The organism is Ralstonia sp. VS2407 (assembly GCF_052950655.1).
In genome coordinates this window covers 17,422-33,059 of record NZ_JBRFVG010000014.1, presented here as the reverse complement: position 1 = coordinate 33,059, position 15,638 = coordinate 17,422, and the positions used below count along the sequence as shown (strand labels likewise).

Genomic DNA, 15,638 nt, shown 5'->3' with positions numbered 1-15,638 from the left:
GGAAGCGTCCGTTCTGAAGAAGATGACATCAGCCTAGACCTTCCCATCTTGGCAAGGTCAAGTTGCATTTTACACTTGCGGCTCCCACGATGGGAAGGTTCATACTGCTTACGTGATTCTCTCTTCCTCTTTTCAGGAGCAAACCATGACGACGTCTTCCACGACCTTTTCCGTGTCTGGCATGAGCTGTGGTCACTGTGTGTCGGCCGTCACACGTGCGGTGCAGCAAGTCGATGCCGGTGCCAGTGTCAAAGTAGACCTGGACAAGCAGACCGTGGCCGTCACCAGCGGCGCCAGCACCGATGCGGTCAAGGCCGCCATCGAGCAAGCCGGCTACCCGGTCAAAGCCTTCGCCTGAACCTAGCGCGGGCAACAAAAAAAGGCGTGCCGCTTTGGCACGCCTTTTTGATTGTGCGGAAACCGCTTAGAAACGGTAGCCGACGTTCAGGAAGGTCACGACCGGGTTGATCTTGATCTTCGCTTCGCTCACAACGTGGACGCCGGTCGCCGTGGTGCTGTCAATCGTTGCCGTGGTCTTCAGCGGCAGGTACGACACCGACAGACCAACGAACCAGTCCTTGGTGATGGCGTATGTAGCACCCACGTTCAGCACCGGGTTCAACGAACCGTCGGTCGACACGTTGCTCTTGCTGCCCGGGCCGGCCAGCTTCGTCTGGAAGGCGCTGTTCGTGATCTTCTCGTCGGAGAACCACGTGTAGTTCAGGCCCAGACCAACGTACGGGCGGAACTTGGTGTCGGCGTTGAAGAAGTACCACTTCGCCAGCACGGCCGGGCTCCATTGCTTGGCCGAGCCAATTTCGCCGTAACCCGACAGCGCGCCAGTACCTTCGATCTTGTGGCGCGGCGGAATGCCGCCCACGAGTTCAACGGCAATGTTGTCGGTAAAGAAGTGCGTGAAGGCGAGACCAACGGTGTCGGCTTCCTGAATCTTGGCACCCGTGCCGGACTGCGATTGATTCACCGGCATCCCGCCGATGCTCTTTACCAGCAGCGGATCGCTCGAGCTGTTCGGCATCACGCGGAACCAGCCGAGGCTAACGATATTGCTGCCGGCAGCCTGTGCGTGCGCGGCGGTGGCGAGGATCATCCCGGCGGCGGCCGCCAGTGCTTTTTTATAGGCCATCTCTGTATGTGCTCCTGTGTCAGACGCATCCGATGCAGACGGTTGAACCGTTTGCGGTGCGTTCTAAGTCTCCTCCCAGGCGGAAGGGATGGCCATTATCCCGTGTGATTGCCTCGGCTAGAACCCTTTTTCTAGAGGTTTCCTGTTACAAGCTGTGCGCTAGATTGGCCTGCGGTGGGCGTCTTCAGCACATGCTCAGTTTTTAAACAGGCTTGGACTTGGACAGCGCGAGCACGCACGCGGCCAGATCCCATAGGGCACTGCCAACGCTTTTGAATACCACTGGCGACACCGGCGCGGGCTGGGTCAGCGTGTCAGGCGGCGTATCGACGCACTGTTGTAACGGTCGCACACGCGACCACGGCACGCCTGCCCGCAGCAGATCGCCCGCTTCGGCTTCCAGGTCGACCAAGGTATCGGCGTAGAGCCGATCGACCGCTGCGGCATGCACGCACAGACGCGGCGGCAGCTCGGCCATGTCGGGCCGGAACGCCCCAACGGCGGCGACGAAGTGATGTGCGCCCCAGGCATAGCCCGCAGGGTGGCTTGGATCACCCAAATCGGGCAGCACTGGTTGCGATGACGGCGTCGCCGTGATGACCAGCGACGTCTGCGGCAGCACGGCACGGGCAGCTTCTGCCACACCGGCCGCATCGCCACCGGCCAGCGCCGTGGCGTCCATGCCGAGCGCGCGTGCGTGGGCGGCCAGGCCATCGGCGTTGGCAGCCGTGCGCGCGATGATCGTGACGCGTCGTGTGCCCAGTCCGAAACGGAACGCTTCCAAGTGGGCGCGTGCCTGCGCGCCGGCGCCGATCAACAGCAAGTCACCGGCCGGCTCAGGCGCCAGCAAACGCGCCGCCAGCAACGACACAGCCGCTGTGCGGTGAGCAGTCACGGTCGGGCCATCGAGCATTAGCCGACGCTCGCCGGTGCGGGCGTCCATCACCACCACCTCGCCGTGAATGGCCGGCAAACCTTGCGCCGCGTTGTGCGGGTGCACGGTGATCATCTTGGTGATGGCAATGTCGGCATTGGACGCGGGCATCAGCAGCAAACTGCCGCCATCAGCCACCGGCATCACAAGCCGCGCGGGCGCCTGGGCACGGCCCGCACGCGCATCGCGCAATACCTGCGCGATGGCATCGGCCAACGCGGCATACGGCAAGCGGGCCGCCGTGGTGGCAGCGTCGAGGGTCTGCAGCATGGGACTCCCGCAGGGGAAGAAACGTCGGACGGACCTTATGCCACGGCGCGGCGCGCGGGCGGCATGCGGCGCGTGAGCAACCCGGCGCTGATCAGGAGCTGGGCAGCGGCGTAGCTCCACCAGATCGCCAGTTCGTGGTCGGTGAACGGAAAGACGAACACGCTGATGCCGATCATCGCGTCGGAAGCCGCAAAGGCGAGTGCGCCCCACGCCGTGAGCGGCCCCGGCAGCCGCGCGAGCAATGCCGCGCAGACCATCGCCGACAGCACGACCATGTAGACGATTACCGGCCCCTTCAACTCACCCAGGCCGGGCCAATACCAAAGCAACATGCCGATGGCCACGCCGATCATCACCCCGACGCCCATCATGCGGATGGCCGACGACGCCCCGCGCAGGCCCACCAGCACCCGCAGGTAGCACAAGTGCGCCAGCAGGAAACAGCCCAGCCCAGCCATGAACGAGAACGCCAGCCACGGCAGCGCAAGCCATAGATCGCCGAGTGCGGAGAACACCATCGCGCCGATCAGCCAGCGCCGCTCGCGCGGAATCTCATGCAGCGAGGCGGCGCGCGCCAGCAGCAACGCCATCAGCATTTTCCACAGCGGCTGCGCGACGATGCGGCCCACCAGCGGCGTGCCGGGCGGCACCTCGACGGCGACCATGGTCAGCATGCCGCCGTAGGTGACGCCTGCCACTGCAGCGGCCACCCACCAGGCGCGAACCCGTGCCGGCATGCCGTAGCCGCCTGACAGATGCGCCGGCGCGTGCACCGGATGCGTGGTGTGTCCTTCAACCATCGTGGTCTCCCGCCCAAGACAGGCGTTTCATATCAGCAAGGTGATGTCGGCTTGCAGCGTGACACGCCGCGCACCCTGGCGCAAGGCACGAATCTACCCACCAAGGTGGGATAGCGGCAAGGCGCCATCCCGCTTCAAGGCCGTCAGAACAATATTGGAACGCACGTTATCCACACCCGGCACGCGCATCAGCTTGCGCATGACGAATTCCGACAACGCCGGCAGGTCCGGCACCACCACGCGCAGCATGTAATCGGCGTCGCCGGCCACGGAATAGCACTCCTGCACCGCGTCGAGCAAGCTGATCTCTTCATGAAAGCGTTCGACGATGGCGTCGCCGTGGTGCGCGAGCTTGACGCTGGCAAACACCGTCACGCCCAAGCCCAGCCCCGTCGGCGAAAGCACTACCCGGTAGCCCTCGATCACGCCTTCCGATTCAAGCCGCGCCAGACGCCGCCCGACCTGGCTGGCCGACAGGTGAACCTGCTCCGAGAGCTGCTGATGCGTCGCACGCCCATCGCGCTGAAGGGCCGCCAGCAGAGCCAGATCAAAGGTATCGAGGGAAATCATGCACATCTCCTGCGTTGATAAGCTGAATTCTGCATGAATTCCGCAAACCCTGCGCAATGGGTAGCGGTTTTGCGGCCAATCCGCGTGAGCGCGCCCATACACTGGCCGGACTCTGATTGCACAAGATCGACATTACAAATGGCCATCGCAACCAACGCCCCCGACGCAGCCCAAAACGCCGCCCCGGACGGCTTCAACGGCACCCTGACCGACAAGCTGCGTGAGCAATTCGCAGAAGGCCTCGACGGCCAGACGCTGCGCGCTGATTTCACCATGCAGCAGCCGGTGCACCGCTATACCGCCGCTGATCACGCAACGTGGCGCACGCTATACGACCGCCAGGAAGCGCTGTTGCCGGGCCGCGTGTGCGATGAATTCCTGCAAGGCCTGTCGACGCTGGGCATGAGCCGCGATGCCGTGCCGTCATTCGACGAGCTTAACGAAACGCTGATGCGCGCCACCGGCTGGCAGATCGTTGCCGTGCCGGGACTGGTGCCCGACGAAGTGTTCTTCGACCACCTCGCCAATCGCCGTTTCCCCGCAAGCTGGTGGATGCGTCGCCCCGATCAGCTCGATTACCTGCAAGAGCCGGATTGCTTCCACGACATCTTCGGCCACGTGCCGCTGCTGATTAACCCAGTCTTTGCCGACTACATGCAAGCCTACGGCAAGGGTGGCCTGAAGGCCGCGCGCCTGGGCCAGCTCGACATGCTCGCGCGCCTGTACTGGTACACGGTGGAATTCGGCCTGATCCGCACGCCGGCCGGTCTGCGCATTTACGGCGCGGGGATCGTGTCGAGCAAGAGTGAGTCGGTGTACGCGCTGGATTCAGCCAGCCCGAACCGCATCGGCTTTGACGTGCGCCGCATCATGCGTACGCGCTACCGCATCGACACGTTCCAGAAGACGTACTTCACGATCGACAGCTTCGAGCAACTGTTCGACGCCACGCGTCCGGATTTCACGCCGCTGTATGAAGAGCTCGCCGCGCTGCCGACCATCGGTGCGGGCGATGTGGTGGAGGGCGATGTTGTGCTGAACGTGGGTAACCGCGAAGGTTGGGCAGACACGGCGGACATCTGAGCACAGATATTTGAGCGCTGACTATACTGCGCGCATTCAAGACAGAACTTCGCCCCCATCATGATGCCCACCCTGAACGAAGACCAACGCAAAGCCCTCTTTGCCGAAGTGCCCGGCTGGACGCTGCAGAGCGACCGTGACGCCATCCAGAAAACGTTTACCTTTGCCGACTTCAACGCCGCGTTCGGCTTCATGACGCGCGTGGCAATCAAGGCCGAGCAGATGAATCACCACCCGGAGTGGTTCAACGTGTGGAATCGCGTGGACATTACATTGTCCACGCATGATGCGAACGGGCTCACGCACCGTGACGCCGATCTCGCGCGCTTTATCGAGCAGGCCGCGAAAGGCGCAGGCGCCACTGGCGCCAAGTAATCACCGCAATGCTGGCGCTCAGCCCTGTATGGTTGCGCGCCACGCCTCATACGCTGCCCGCGCCTTGTCGCCCAACTCCTCAGGGGCGATGCGGGTGGCGCCTTGTACAATCATCAGCGCATACGGCTTGGCCAGCGCCGACGCCTCGGCACACAGCCGCAGTTCCTCGCCTTCGGCGGGCGAACGGGCACGCCAGAAATTGATGGCGGCCTCCAGATCGGTGATGGTGAGCAGGGCATCGGTCATCCGCGCATTGTAGCGCTGACCAATCTCGCCGATTGTCCCTTTTTGCCCTTTCCGCCCCGCATCTGGATCGAGTCAATGCGCATCCTGCTGATTGAAGACGACCGTGCCATCGCCAGCGGCATCCATGCCGGGCTCACGCAAGCCGGGCATCGCGTGCATGTCGTGCACGACGGTGTCTTCGCCACTGAACAACTCACGCGGCAGACACACGATCTGGTCATCCTCGATCTTGGGCTGCCCGGTATCGACGGTATGACGCTGCTGTCGCAGTTTCGTGCGCGCGATCGCGTGACGCCCGTGCTGATCCTGACCGCCCGCGACGGCCTGCTCGACAAAGTGAATGGGCTGAACGCCGGCGCCGATGATTACCTGCTCAAGCCGTTCGAGATGCTCGAACTCGTGGCCCGCGTGGGCGCACTGCTGCGCCGTCGCAATGATTCGGCCGAACCCACAGCGCGCCCTGACATTCTTGTCGGACGGCTGCGCATGAGCGGCGTGGAGCGGCGCATCTTTGTCGATGCGGCGCCGCTGGAACTGTCGCCGCGCGAATTCGCCGTACTGGAGTTGCTAATGCTGCGCCAGGGCCGGGTGGTCAGCAAGGTGCAGTTGCAGGATCACCTCGCGAGCTTCGGCCACGCCATCGGAGAAGCCAGCCACGATGTGGTGGGTGACACGGCCATCGAAGTCTATGTGCACCGGGTGCGCCGCAAGATCGAGCATTCCGAGGCGGAGATCGTCACGGTGCGCGGCTTCGGTTATCTGTTGCAGGCACGCGCCGCGGCGTAGCTCTCGTTCATGTTCAAGCGCCACCGCCCTGCCTCGTCGTCGGCTTCATCAGCTCCGGCCAAGGGTGGCAACGGTGCAATCAGCCTGCGCCTGCATCTGTTGCGTGCGCTGGCGACACCGTTGTTTGGTTTGGTGGTGGGTACCGGTGCGCTGGCGTATTGGCTGGCGGCGCACTACACCGCCCAGGTATTCGATCGCGCCTTGGTGGGCGTGGCCAACACGCTGGCCGAACAGTTGCGCATTGCTGGCCCGAAGGTGCCGGCGGCCAAGCTCTACGACATCGCCCTCACCGCCCAGACGCTCGTTCAGAACAGCGGCGACGACCGCATCTACTGGCGTATTTCCGGCCCCACGGGCACGCTGGTCGGGCGCGACACGCCGCTGGGCTACGGCTCGGGTCAGGTGCGCATTGGCGATGCGCGCGTGTTCTACAGCTGGATCGACGGCAAACAGGTGCGCGCCGTCCATCTGCTCGTTCCGGGCGTAAGCGCGGAGGTGCCCAAGCCGCGCTCGCCGCGCCAGCCTGTGCCGCCCGAACCTGAAGACGACGTCACGCGCCCGGCGCTTGCGCCAACGCAGGCGCAGACAGCACCGGCGCTCAATCCTTCCAATCCGCCCGACACCATGAAGGCCGAAGACGGCATCGTCGTGGAAGTGGCGGAGCTGCTGGACCATCGCGATACCGCCGCCAAGGAAGTGCTGCTGTCGGTATCCATTCCGTTGATCGTGCTGCTGGCCATCGGTGGGCTGATCCTCTCGCTCGTGCTCAAGGAAGAACTGCAGCCGTTGCAGACGCTGGCCGACACACTCAACAAGCAGAGCGCACGATCGGTGACGCCGCTGCCCGCGGAATCAACGGAACACGTGCCCGCCGAACTGCAACCGCTCATCAACGCGATGAACGCGCTGCTGGCCCGGCTGCGCGACGCACTCGAAGCGCAGCGCACCTTCATCGCAGACGCTGCACATCAACTTCGCACGCCGCTCACCGCGTTGAAGCTGCACGCCGATCGCGCGGTCAATGCCAAGACGTTGGACGATGCCCTGCCCGCATTGTTGGAACTGCAATCGGGTGCGAACCGCGCGGTGCGTCTGTCCAACCAGTTGCTGACGCTGGCGCGTGCCGAATCGGGCATGACGCTCGATCAGCTGGGCCCGCCGATGCGCGTCGATCTTGTTTCGCTCGCGTTCGATACCGGCGCCGAGTGGGTTCCGCGCGCACTTGCGCGGGGGCTGGATCTCGGCTTTGAGGCCTGGCCGCAGGAAGCAACGTCACCGGGTTCCCTGCAGGCGCCGGTACTGGCCAACGTGGTGCTGCTGCGCGAGGCCATCAACAACCTACTCGACAACGCCATCAAATACGTGCCGGCCGGAGGACGCGTGACCTTGCGCGCCGGCATGGAGGCCGACGCGGCGTCCCAGTGGTGGGGTGTGGTGAGTGTCGAAGACAACGGCCCCGGCATTCCGCCGGAGCGGCGCGGTGAAGTGTTTCAGCGGTTCTTCCGTGGGGATGCGGACCACCGCCCGGGGCAGCCCCAAGGCAGCGGCCTGGGCCTGGCCATCGTGCACGACATCGTGCGTCTGCACGGCGGCACCGTCGCCATTGATGATGCGACCGCGCGTGATGGCAGCCGCGTGATGCGCTTCGTGTTGCGCCTGCCGCTGGCAAGCGACGCCGTCTAAACGACGGTCGTTCGGCTTACTTCTTCTTGCGCTTCTCAGGCGGCGCCAGCATCGTCCCGCGGCACTTCTTCGCGCCGCAACGGCACGCAAACTGTTCCTTCAGTCCCTTGGTCTGGCGGCCCTCGATGACGAGGCCGTAGTCGTAGAACAGTTCTTCGCCGGCTTCGATGTCGCGCAGGGCGTGAATGAACACGCGGCCATCCGCTTCCCGCGCCTCGCAGTTCGGCTTGCAGGCATGGTTGATCCAGCGCGCGCGGTTGCCGCCGTACTTGGCGTCGATCACGCTGCCGTCTTCCAGGCTGAAATAAAACGTGTGATTCGGGTCGGTCGGGTCATGAGGATGGCGGCGCAACGCCTCCTTCCACGTGATGTGCTCGCCCTTGTATTCGATGATCTTCTTGCCGCGTGCGATGGCGACCACGGCGTACACGCCGCGACCATGCACGCCCGATTCGCGCACCTCGATGCGGTCGCGGCGGCGCAATTTGGCCGGAGCTTCCGGCGCGGGCGAGGACTCAGCCAGAGCCGGCGTGGCATCAGGAGACGTGCGTGTCATGGGAAATGGCGCAGTAAAGCGAAACAAAAACGTCGATCAACGAAGCCGTGAGCCTACACCAAAAGCATGGCTTCTCGACACGTGCAGCAACCCCATGCCACCCGGCCAATGTGGATAACTTAGCCTGCAGCTGTGGATAACTACCGGCAAAGGCTGTTGGCTGTCTGTGGCTGCCCTGTCGACGGTGTGGGCACAAGTGACCGGGTTGCCAGTCGGGCGATCGGAAAAAGCAGCAAGCTATCCACCTGAAGGCACACGCGGTACCCCCTGTTTTGCTCGCTACAAGTGCTTGAACCTAAAGCCCTTTTTCTACTTATCCACAGAAACTATCCACCGTTATCTACTACTACTATCTGTATACATAAGAAAAAAGGTAAACCAACCAATCGACTTGCGTCGAACCTATCAGCGAGCAGCCAAGCCAATCGCAAACCGAAACATCAAGTGTCAACAATGATGTGATGGGATCGCCTCGCAACGTAGGCCCCATGCGGGTTTGCGGAACCCGGATGCCGGGCGCGGTTACAAAGCTCACGTGCCGGCGCTGTTCGCATGCCGGTATCATGTCGCCCTTGGAGCCATCCCCCGGACGCTCTGTTGTGTGTTTTATCTACTCTTGAAGGGAGTCAAGCAATGACGAAAACCGAACTGATCGACGCCATCGCCAGCGGCGTAGACGGTCTGACCAAGGCCAAGGCCGAGCAGGCACTGAACGTGACGCTGCAAGCCATCATGGAATCCGTTGGCAAGGGCGATGCGGTCAGCCTCATCGGCTTTGGTACCTTCAGCCAAGGTGAGCGTGCCGAGCGTATGGCTCGCAACCCGCGCACCGGCGAAGAAATCAAGGTCGAGGCGGCCAAGACGGTCAAGTTCAAGGCCGGCCAGAAGTTCAAGGACGCTGTCAACGCCTGATGCAATGACAGCCCTCGGCGCAGCCAGCCGGTCTGGTGAGCGCCAACGACGTGGCATGCCGCTGCATGCGTGAATCGACCGCAGCATTGGCGTACCACGTCGGAAGGCCTGTCTCCCCGTCAGGCCATCCCTTCTCCCTCTTCCATGTCCCGCCCTTTCCTGCGCAATTCGCTCGCTCTGCGTATTGCCCTGCCGATCGTCCTGATCGCACCGGTCCTATGGTTTGCCGGTTGCGCGACGCCGCCTGCGCGCCCGCAAGCCGAACCGCTGCCCGACAACGAAGTCGTGCAGACGCGCCCCGGTGCCACGCCGCGTGAAAAGATGATCGAGATTGCCATGACCGAATGGGATCGGTGGGGGCGCCAGGTGGTGCGCGTCGGGCGTGACGATACGTATTGCGTGGCCGGCGGTGGTTTTCCCGACCAGCCGCAAGGCCGTTGGCTGACAGCCGACGACCCCACGCCTGCCCCGTCGGATGAAGAAAGCGGCACCGACATGCCGCTGCCCAATGCCGTTGCCACGCCAGCGGTACCGCCTCCAGCACCTTGCCTGCGCTATCCGGATGGCACAGGCGGTGAAGCCACCGCACGTGGTTGTATGCTGGCGAAGCGCTACTGGGGCATCGTCGGCAAGACACCGACCTGCCAGCAGTTGACCACCGGTGGCTGGGCGTGGTCTGCGGTGTTCATCTCGTGGATCATGCGCAAGGCCGGCTTGCAGAACGATCAGTTCCTGACCGGCGCCACGCATGCGGAATACGTGACCGACGCGCGCGACCATCTGCTCAAGCATCCCGCCTTCGTACTCGAACGCACGCCAGCCGTCCCGCGCCCCGGCGACCTAATCTGCACCGCACGCGGCGCAGATCGCTTCATGACGGACCCGGCCGAGATCCAGGCCGGCAGAACGCCGATGCACTGCGACCTCGTCGTTGAGGTGGACCCCGTGCGCCATGAAGTGAAATCGATTGGCGGCAACGTGCAGCAATCCGCGTCGATGAGCATCACCGAGTTGAATGACGCCAACCAGCTCGATCCGTACACGAACTCGGTCATGCAGTGGTTGGTGATTTTGCGTAACCAGTTGCCCTAGCAGAGAGCGAGCCAACGGATGTAACGTTGTTTGACGCCGGACGCAAATTCATTAACATGTGAATCACTTGAGCGCCGGCAACCCGACCGGCGCATGGCCCCTGCGATCAGGAGACAGGTCATGAAGGTGCTTTCGCTTTCACCCGACGCCGGATCGGACATCCAGGCGCATCGCCCAGCCTGGTGTGGCCCACGCGAATGGGCCGCACGCGTAAAGCTGGCGGCGTGCTACCGCATCTTTGCGCAGCTCGGCTGGACCGAACTGGTCTACAACCACATCACGCTGCGCCTCCCAGCCGAAGATGGCAGCGCCGACGATGGCGGCCCGCATTTCCTCATCAACCCGTTTGGCCTGACCTATGCCGAGGTTTGCGCGTCGAACCTCGTGAAGATCGACCTGCAGGGCAATGTGCTGCGCGCGGCGGGACAGCCGGACTGGCCCGTCAACCCGGCCGGCTTTACCGTGCATGCCGCCATTCACGCGGGCATTGCCGGTGCGCATTGTGTTATGCACACGCACACGACTGCCGGCATGGCCGTGGCCTGCGCGCGCGATGGTCTGTCGATGAGCAACTTTTACGCGGCGCAACTGCACGGCAAGGTGGCGTATCACGACTTCGAAGGCATCACCGTGCATGCAGACGAGGGGCCACGCCTGGTGAAGAACATCGGGGACAAGCCCGCCGTGATCCTGCGCAACCACGGACTGCTGGCCTGGGGCGATTCGATTGCGCGGGCGTTGGCAGTGCTGTGGCTGCTTAACCGCGCGTGCGAGATCCAGCTCGCTTCCACATCAATGGGACCGGTGCTGGAGATACCCGAGGCGGTAGCGCGCAACTGCACGCGCGATTCACTGCAGTTCAACCCGAACTTTGGCGCGGGCGAAGATGTGTTCGCGGCGCTCACCCGCACCATCGACCGCATCGATCCTTCCTACCGAACCTGATCACATGACGCGTATTTGCATTGTCGGCGCCGGCGCGGTCGGCGGTTATCTTGGCGCGAAGCTCGCGCTGTCCGATCAACCTATCAACGTGCTGGCCCGCGGCGCGACGCTTCAAGCGCTGCAAGCCGAGGGGCTGCGCTTGACCGAAGACGGCAATACGCGAACCGTGCCGGTGCACGCGAGTGACGATGCGCGTGCGCTCGGTGAGCAGGATGTCGTGGTCGTTGCTGTCAAGGCGCCCGCCATGGAAAGCGTGGCGCAAACCATCGCCCCGCTCATCGGCCCTGAAACCTGCGTGGTGGTAGCGATGAACGGCGTCCCATGGTGGTTCTTTGATCGACATGGCCCGCTGGAAGGTCTGCGCCTGCAATCGGTCGATCCGCACGGCCGTATCGCGCAGGCCATACCAACCAGGAACGTGCTCGGTTGCGTGGTGCATCTGACGTGCTCGACGGCTGCACCCGCGCACGTGCGCCACGGGTTCGGCAAGCGATTGATTCTCGGCGAACCTGCGGGTGGCACTTCACCGCGCCTCGATGCAGTTGGCTCACTCTTTGAACGCGCCGGTCTGCAGATCGAACGCAGCGAGGCCATTCAGCGCGACATCTGGTTCAAGCTATGGGGCAACATGACCATGAACCCGGTGTCGGTGCTGACCGGAGCAACATGTGACCGCATGCTCGACGACCCGCAGGTGAGTGCATTCTGCCTGGCCATCATGGAAGAAGCGAAGGCGATCGGTGCGCGCATCGGCTGCCCGATCGAACAGAGCGGTGAAGAACGCAGTGCCGTCACGCGGCAACTTGGCGCGTTCAAGACGTCGATGTTGCAGGATGCGGAAGCCGGTCGCGGGCCGCTGGAGATCGATGCGCTGGTGGCGTCGGTACGGGAAATCGGCCAGCACGTAGGTGTGTCGACCCCGCAGATTGATGCGCTGCTGGGTCTGGTGCGTCTGCACGCCCAGACCCGCGGGCTTTATTGAACCACCGGGCCGGGTTACTGATACGTGAGCGTAAAGGTGGCGCTGCCGTTAGCAACACCGGGCACGATGCTGTTGTCGGTTTGCACGTAGCGCGCCTTGAGGGGAATCGCGTAGTCCCCATCCGCATCTGCCACTTGCCATTTGAATAGCTTGGCGAGTTCCAACGGCTTGTCATCGTAGAGAAGCTGGATCGCTACGCCCGTGGCGCTGGTGGCGCCTGCGTCCAATTTCAGCATGCCCTGCGCGGCGTCATGTGCCTCCCCGTCGAGTTGCACGTTGATGCTTGTACCTTTTGCGCAGTTCAACGGAATGCTGAAGGCCTGTGTCCTGGAAGGCGGCGAAGTGCCCAACCCTTTGAACGCACTCACGGGCACGTCGCCAAGTTTCACCGGAATCAACTTGCGGCTTACCGTGCACGACATGACATCGACCTTGAACGTGCCGATATTGATGGTGGACTCAGGCGTGTGCCAAGAGGTTTTGTTGTTTCGCAGGATGAAAGAGCCGACCTGCTTTCCTGAAACCGACCCTGCGCTGATGCTTTGCGCCGTCTTGTAGAAGCGGACCAACGCTTTGCCTTGCCTTGGCAGCGCGCTGAACATCCCGTTCACAGCGCAGTAGACGTAGTGATCTGGGTTATCAGTGTTCGACCCGGTGACCCAGCGCGTCTGATTAGCGCATGCCTCCCATGTATCCGCGGAGCCTGCCGTTATGCCGACCGCATAGCCAATTCCATCAACATTTGTCTTGTAGACGCGTTTGCCGTCGAAGTCGGCAACGTATGTCCCATACGCCTTAATCCCGACCTCCTGCCAAGGAAGCTTTGGCTCGGTGTTGGAACACTTGAAGGTGCTCACGATGTCCGATGCCACCTCTGCAATGACGCTCCCCACGGGAATGTCTCTCTGGATCGCAAGGTCCTTCGGCTGAATCGTGGTGCTGCTCGTAACGGTTTCGCAGGTGTACGCAAGGGCACTGCCCGCAGCGAGGCACATCAACGCAGTCAAAAAGCTCCGGTATCCAATGCGCACGTCCTACTCCCGTCATGATTGAGAACAGTGAATGGAAGCACGTGAGCCCTGGCGTGTATGTAGGAACCTTCTTGTTTTGGCGTTAACGCGAGGCGCAGATCAGCGCAGTATCAAAACCTGGGTAGGAGGGAAATCAGCGTGCGTGGCGTACGCACGCTAATCGCAACTTGAGTGAGCCTGCCGCGCCGACTTATTGATACGTCAGCGTAAAGGTCGCGCTGCCGTTGGCAATACCGGGGACGACGCTGTTTTCCGTTTGTACGTAACGCGCCTTGAGGGGGATCGAATACGTACCTTCGGCGTCGGTTGTCTGCCACTTGAAGCGCTTGGCAAGCTCCACGGGCTTATCGTCATAGAGCATCTGGATGGCCACGCCCGTGGCGCTTGAGGCGTCGTTGTCCAACTTCAGCATGCCTTGCGTGGCGTCATGTGCCGTGCCGTCAAGTTGCAGGTTGATGCTGGCGCCTTTCGGGCACGTCAACGGAATACCGAAGCTCTTCGTGCGGCCATCTGGCGGCGACGTGCCCGGTCCCTTGAACGCGCTGACAGGAACACCTCCCATCGGAACATTGATTGCCGCACTGCCCAGCGTGCACGACAGCTTTTCCACTGCAACGGAGCCAATGCTGAACTGGGATTCCGTCTGCCAGGTGCTCTGGTTGTTCCTCAAGATGAAGGCGCCGATCACTTTGCCCGATACCGTGCCCGTTCCCGTGCTCGATTCTGTCTTGTAAAAATTGATCAACGCCTTGTGCTGCATGGGTTGGGTGCTGAATATCCCATTGACCGCACAATAGAGGCGGTGATTCGGGTTGTCGGGGTTGGTTCCATTCACCCATCGTTCCAGGCCGACACCGCATCCATTCACAATCCCAACGCCAATGGCATAGCCAATACCGTCAATGTTGGTTTTCCACACGCGCTTGCCGTCGAAGTCGCCAACGTAGGTGCCATATCCCTTGATGCCGACTTCCTGGTACGTCAACCCAGGCGCTTCGTTGGTGCACTTGAAGGAAGTCACCACATCGGAAACCACCTGCGCAATGAGGCCGCCGACCGGAAGGTCGCGCTGCACCGAGAGCTTTTGCGGTTGGATTGCCGTGCTCGTCGTGACCGTGGTGCAGGTGTAGGCAAAAGCGCCCTTTGCAGCGGTTAGCATGAGGCCCGCTGCCAGCCTTGCGCACCATACGCGCATGTGTTGCTCCGGTTCGTTATCGTCGGGCAACATAAAAACACATGGTCCAATGTCTGTGGATAGGATTTGTCCCATTCTGCAAACTCAGCTGTTGCAGACATGGCGTGCGCATATCAACGGCGGCAGGGCAAGGTGAAGCGGTCTGCTGGTTAGAAAGACCCACGCGATCCATCGCCATGGCAGCGAGGATCGCGTTGATCAGAACAGCCGAGAAGAAGTGAGGCTGATGCTTACGGCGCGAGCGCAGGATGCTTCAGCGCATGCGCCGTTTCGATCCACTGCTGGTGGTACGCCGCATCGTCGCGTTTGAGGCCGAGTTCGCCGTTCTGATACGCCATCGCCAAGGCCTGCACGGCTTCGGGCAATTCGTGTTCGGCGGCGTCCTGGTACAGCGCCAGCGCGCGGGCTTCATCGCGCGGCACGCCATCACCGTCACGATACGCATTGGCCAGCATGAACATCGCGGCCGGAATCTCATGGCGCGCGGCACGATCAAACCAGTGCGCGGCCTGCGTCGTGTCGATGGCTGTTCCGTAGCCGCTGCGATACATCACACCCAAGTAGTACGCAGCTGCAGCGTCGCCCTTGTCGGCAGATTGACGTAGCAAGCGCAGTGCACGCGGGTAGTCGCGCTCTACACCACCGGTACCCAGCAGCAGCGCCTTGCCCAGCGACAACTGCGCACCCGCGTCGCTCGGTGCAGCGGTTTCCAGCCAGCGCATCCCCTCGCTACGCAAAGCGCGGTCGTGCGCACCGAGCAAGGCTTCGCCTAACGCGGATTGCGCCGGCACTGAACCGCTGCGCGCGAGCTGACGCAACCGCTGCAGCGCTTCCGGCTCCATCGCTTGCACGACCATGGCGCGCCACGATTCCAGCTGCGTGGCGTCCACGGCGGGCGTCTGGCGCGCATGCGAGAGCCAACCGCCTGCCATCACGACAATCGCCAGCGCCGCAGCCACGGTCAGCATCGGCACCGACTGGCGCGCAGACTCCATCGCCGGTGCACCCACCCATGCGGAACGAAGAGAAGGCAT

At 62.7% G+C, this 15,638-nt stretch carries 18 protein-coding genes; 9 read left to right on the top strand and 9 right to left on the bottom strand.

What is annotated here, in order from left to right:
• The first annotated feature begins 145 nt into the window (after positions 1-145).
• Positions 146-358 (top strand): cation transporter, encoded by a 213-nt coding sequence (locus ACU8YE_RS20140; RefSeq protein WP_316870504.1) that lies wholly within the window; start codon positions 146-148, stop codon positions 356-358.
• Between the two features lie 66 nt (positions 359-424).
• On the opposite strand, the gene ACU8YE_RS20135 is transcribed toward ACU8YE_RS20140, so the two are convergent.
• From ACU8YE_RS20135 to ACU8YE_RS20120, 4 genes are all read right to left on the bottom strand, one after another.
• On the bottom strand, positions 425-1,144 hold the full coding sequence (locus ACU8YE_RS20135) for an OmpW/AlkL family protein (protein ID WP_024977203.1): 720 nt from the start codon (positions 1,142-1,144) through the stop codon (positions 425-427).
• A gap of 202 nt (positions 1,145-1,346) precedes the next feature.
• Complete coding sequence (locus tag ACU8YE_RS20130) at positions 1,347-2,348, bottom strand: delta(1)-pyrroline-2-carboxylate reductase family protein (protein WP_322016945.1); 1,002 nt, start codon at positions 2,346-2,348, stop codon at positions 1,347-1,349.
• A 35-nt stretch (positions 2,349-2,383) separates the two neighbouring features.
• Positions 2,384-3,148, bottom strand: coding sequence for a lysoplasmalogenase (locus ACU8YE_RS20125; RefSeq protein WP_232041418.1), 765 nt, complete (start codon positions 3,146-3,148; stop codon positions 2,384-2,386).
• Between the two features lie 93 nt (positions 3,149-3,241).
• Positions 3,242-3,718, bottom strand: a complete 477-nt coding sequence (locus ACU8YE_RS20120) for an Lrp/AsnC family transcriptional regulator (RefSeq protein ID WP_004628561.1) — start codon at positions 3,716-3,718, stop codon at positions 3,242-3,244.
• A 138-nt stretch (positions 3,719-3,856) separates the two neighbouring features.
• On the opposite strand from ACU8YE_RS20120, the gene phhA reads away from it, so the two are divergent.
• Both phhA and ACU8YE_RS20110 read left to right on the top strand, forming a co-directional pair.
• Complete coding sequence (phhA, locus tag ACU8YE_RS20115; RefSeq protein ID WP_232041419.1) at positions 3,857-4,801, top strand: phenylalanine 4-monooxygenase; 945 nt, start codon at positions 3,857-3,859, stop codon at positions 4,799-4,801.
• 60 nt (positions 4,802-4,861) lie between these two features.
• The gene (locus tag ACU8YE_RS20110) at positions 4,862-5,176 is read left to right on the top strand and encodes a 4a-hydroxytetrahydrobiopterin dehydratase (protein WP_260803599.1); all 315 of its coding nucleotides are present in this window, start codon (positions 4,862-4,864) and stop codon (positions 5,174-5,176) included.
• Between the two features lie 18 nt (positions 5,177-5,194).
• On the opposite strand, the gene ACU8YE_RS20105 is transcribed toward ACU8YE_RS20110, so the two are convergent.
• Positions 5,195-5,422 (bottom strand): DUF3717 domain-containing protein, encoded by a 228-nt coding sequence (locus ACU8YE_RS20105; protein WP_232041421.1) that lies wholly within the window; start codon positions 5,420-5,422, stop codon positions 5,195-5,197.
• 75 nt (positions 5,423-5,497) lie between these two features.
• On the opposite strand from ACU8YE_RS20105, the gene ACU8YE_RS20100 reads away from it, so the two are divergent.
• Both ACU8YE_RS20100 and ACU8YE_RS20095 read left to right on the top strand, forming a co-directional pair.
• Positions 5,498-6,208 carry a response regulator transcription factor gene (locus ACU8YE_RS20100; RefSeq protein WP_316870500.1) on the top strand — a complete coding sequence of 237 codons (711 nt, stop codon included), beginning with the start codon at positions 5,498-5,500 and terminating at the stop codon, positions 6,206-6,208.
• A 9-nt stretch (positions 6,209-6,217) separates the two neighbouring features.
• Positions 6,218-7,891, top strand: coding sequence for a sensor histidine kinase (locus ACU8YE_RS20095; RefSeq protein WP_316870499.1), 1,674 nt, complete (start codon positions 6,218-6,220; stop codon positions 7,889-7,891).
• Between the two features lie 16 nt (positions 7,892-7,907).
• Here ACU8YE_RS20095 and ACU8YE_RS20090 read toward each other — a convergent pair whose 3' ends face one another.
• Positions 7,908-8,447 carry an SET domain-containing protein gene (locus ACU8YE_RS20090; RefSeq protein WP_446929434.1) on the bottom strand — a complete coding sequence of 180 codons (540 nt, stop codon included), beginning with the start codon at positions 8,445-8,447 and terminating at the stop codon, positions 7,908-7,910.
• A 633-nt stretch (positions 8,448-9,080) separates the two neighbouring features.
• On the opposite strand from ACU8YE_RS20090, the gene ACU8YE_RS20085 reads away from it, so the two are divergent.
• The 4 genes from ACU8YE_RS20085 to ACU8YE_RS20070 all read left to right on the top strand — a co-directional run bounded on the left by ACU8YE_RS20085 (position 9,081) and on the right by ACU8YE_RS20070 (position 12,378).
• Positions 9,081-9,359 carry an HU family DNA-binding protein gene (locus ACU8YE_RS20085; protein WP_004628548.1) on the top strand — a complete coding sequence of 93 codons (279 nt, stop codon included), beginning with the start codon at positions 9,081-9,083 and terminating at the stop codon, positions 9,357-9,359.
• 144 nt (positions 9,360-9,503) lie between these two features.
• The gene (locus ACU8YE_RS20080) at positions 9,504-10,451 is read left to right on the top strand and encodes a DUF2272 domain-containing protein (RefSeq protein ID WP_446929433.1); all 948 of its coding nucleotides are present in this window, start codon (positions 9,504-9,506) and stop codon (positions 10,449-10,451) included.
• A 120-nt stretch (positions 10,452-10,571) separates the two neighbouring features.
• Positions 10,572-11,396, top strand: a complete 825-nt coding sequence (locus ACU8YE_RS20075; protein ID WP_446929432.1) for a class II aldolase/adducin family protein — start codon at positions 10,572-10,574, stop codon at positions 11,394-11,396.
• A gap of 4 nt (positions 11,397-11,400) precedes the next feature.
• Positions 11,401-12,378, top strand: coding sequence for a 2-dehydropantoate 2-reductase (locus tag ACU8YE_RS20070; protein ID WP_446929431.1), 978 nt, complete (start codon positions 11,401-11,403; stop codon positions 12,376-12,378).
• 14 nt (positions 12,379-12,392) lie between these two features.
• Here the strand turns inward: ACU8YE_RS20070 and ACU8YE_RS20065 are convergent, their stop codons facing one another.
• The 3 genes from ACU8YE_RS20065 to ACU8YE_RS20055 all read right to left on the bottom strand — a co-directional run bounded on the left by ACU8YE_RS20065 (position 12,393) and on the right by ACU8YE_RS20055 (position 15,638).
• Positions 12,393-13,409 carry a fimbrial protein gene (locus ACU8YE_RS20065; protein WP_446929430.1) on the bottom strand — a complete coding sequence of 339 codons (1,017 nt, stop codon included), beginning with the start codon at positions 13,407-13,409 and terminating at the stop codon, positions 12,393-12,395.
• A gap of 190 nt (positions 13,410-13,599) precedes the next feature.
• Positions 13,600-14,679 (bottom strand): fimbrial protein, encoded by a 1,080-nt coding sequence (locus ACU8YE_RS20060; RefSeq protein WP_446929429.1) that lies wholly within the window; start codon positions 14,677-14,679, stop codon positions 13,600-13,602.
• Between the two features lie 155 nt (positions 14,680-14,834).
• Complete coding sequence (locus tag ACU8YE_RS20055) at positions 14,835-15,638, bottom strand: tetratricopeptide repeat protein (RefSeq protein ID WP_446929428.1); 804 nt, start codon at positions 15,636-15,638, stop codon at positions 14,835-14,837.

Bases quoted from the DNA above. Each gene is read 5' to 3' on its own strand.
- ACU8YE_RS20100 (WP_316870500.1), top strand. From the start codon at position 5,498: ATGCGCATCCTGCTGATTGAAGACGACCGTGCCATCGCCAGCGGCATC.
- ACU8YE_RS20080 (WP_446929433.1), top strand. From the start codon at position 9,504: ATGTCCCGCCCTTTCCTGCGCAATTCGCTCGCTCTGCGTATTGCCCTG.
- ACU8YE_RS20085 (WP_004628548.1), top strand. From the start codon at position 9,081: ATGACGAAAACCGAACTGATCGACGCCATCGCCAGCGGCGTAGACGGT.
- ACU8YE_RS20090 (WP_446929434.1), bottom strand. From the start codon at position 8,447: ATGACACGCACGTCTCCTGATGCCACGCCGGCTCTGGCTGAGTCCTCG.
- ACU8YE_RS20135 (WP_024977203.1), bottom strand. From the start codon at position 1,144: ATGGCCTATAAAAAAGCACTGGCGGCCGCCGCCGGGATGATCCTCGCC.
- ACU8YE_RS20110 (WP_260803599.1), top strand. From the start codon at position 4,862: ATGATGCCCACCCTGAACGAAGACCAACGCAAAGCCCTCTTTGCCGAA.
- ACU8YE_RS20055 (WP_446929428.1), bottom strand. From the start codon at position 15,638: ATGCCTTCTCTTCGTTCCGCATGGGTGGGTGCACCGGCGATGGAGTCT.
- ACU8YE_RS20130 (WP_322016945.1), bottom strand. From the start codon at position 2,348: ATGCTGCAGACCCTCGACGCTGCCACCACGGCGGCCCGCTTGCCGTAT.
- ACU8YE_RS20095 (WP_316870499.1), top strand. From the start codon at position 6,218: ATGTTCAAGCGCCACCGCCCTGCCTCGTCGTCGGCTTCATCAGCTCCG.
- ACU8YE_RS20075 (WP_446929432.1), top strand. From the start codon at position 10,572: ATGAAGGTGCTTTCGCTTTCACCCGACGCCGGATCGGACATCCAGGCG.
- ACU8YE_RS20105 (WP_232041421.1), bottom strand. From the start codon at position 5,422: ATGACCGATGCCCTGCTCACCATCACCGATCTGGAGGCCGCCATCAAT.
- ACU8YE_RS20060 (WP_446929429.1), bottom strand. From the start codon at position 14,679: ATGGGACAAATCCTATCCACAGACATTGGACCATGTGTTTTTATGTTG.
- ACU8YE_RS20140 (WP_316870504.1), top strand. From the start codon at position 146: ATGACGACGTCTTCCACGACCTTTTCCGTGTCTGGCATGAGCTGTGGT.
- ACU8YE_RS20070 (WP_446929431.1), top strand. From the start codon at position 11,401: ATGACGCGTATTTGCATTGTCGGCGCCGGCGCGGTCGGCGGTTATCTT.
- ACU8YE_RS20125 (WP_232041418.1), bottom strand. From the start codon at position 3,148: ATGGTTGAAGGACACACCACGCATCCGGTGCACGCGCCGGCGCATCTG.
- ACU8YE_RS20120 (WP_004628561.1), bottom strand. From the start codon at position 3,718: ATGATTTCCCTCGATACCTTTGATCTGGCTCTGCTGGCGGCCCTTCAG.
- phhA (WP_232041419.1), top strand. From the start codon at position 3,857: ATGGCCATCGCAACCAACGCCCCCGACGCAGCCCAAAACGCCGCCCCG.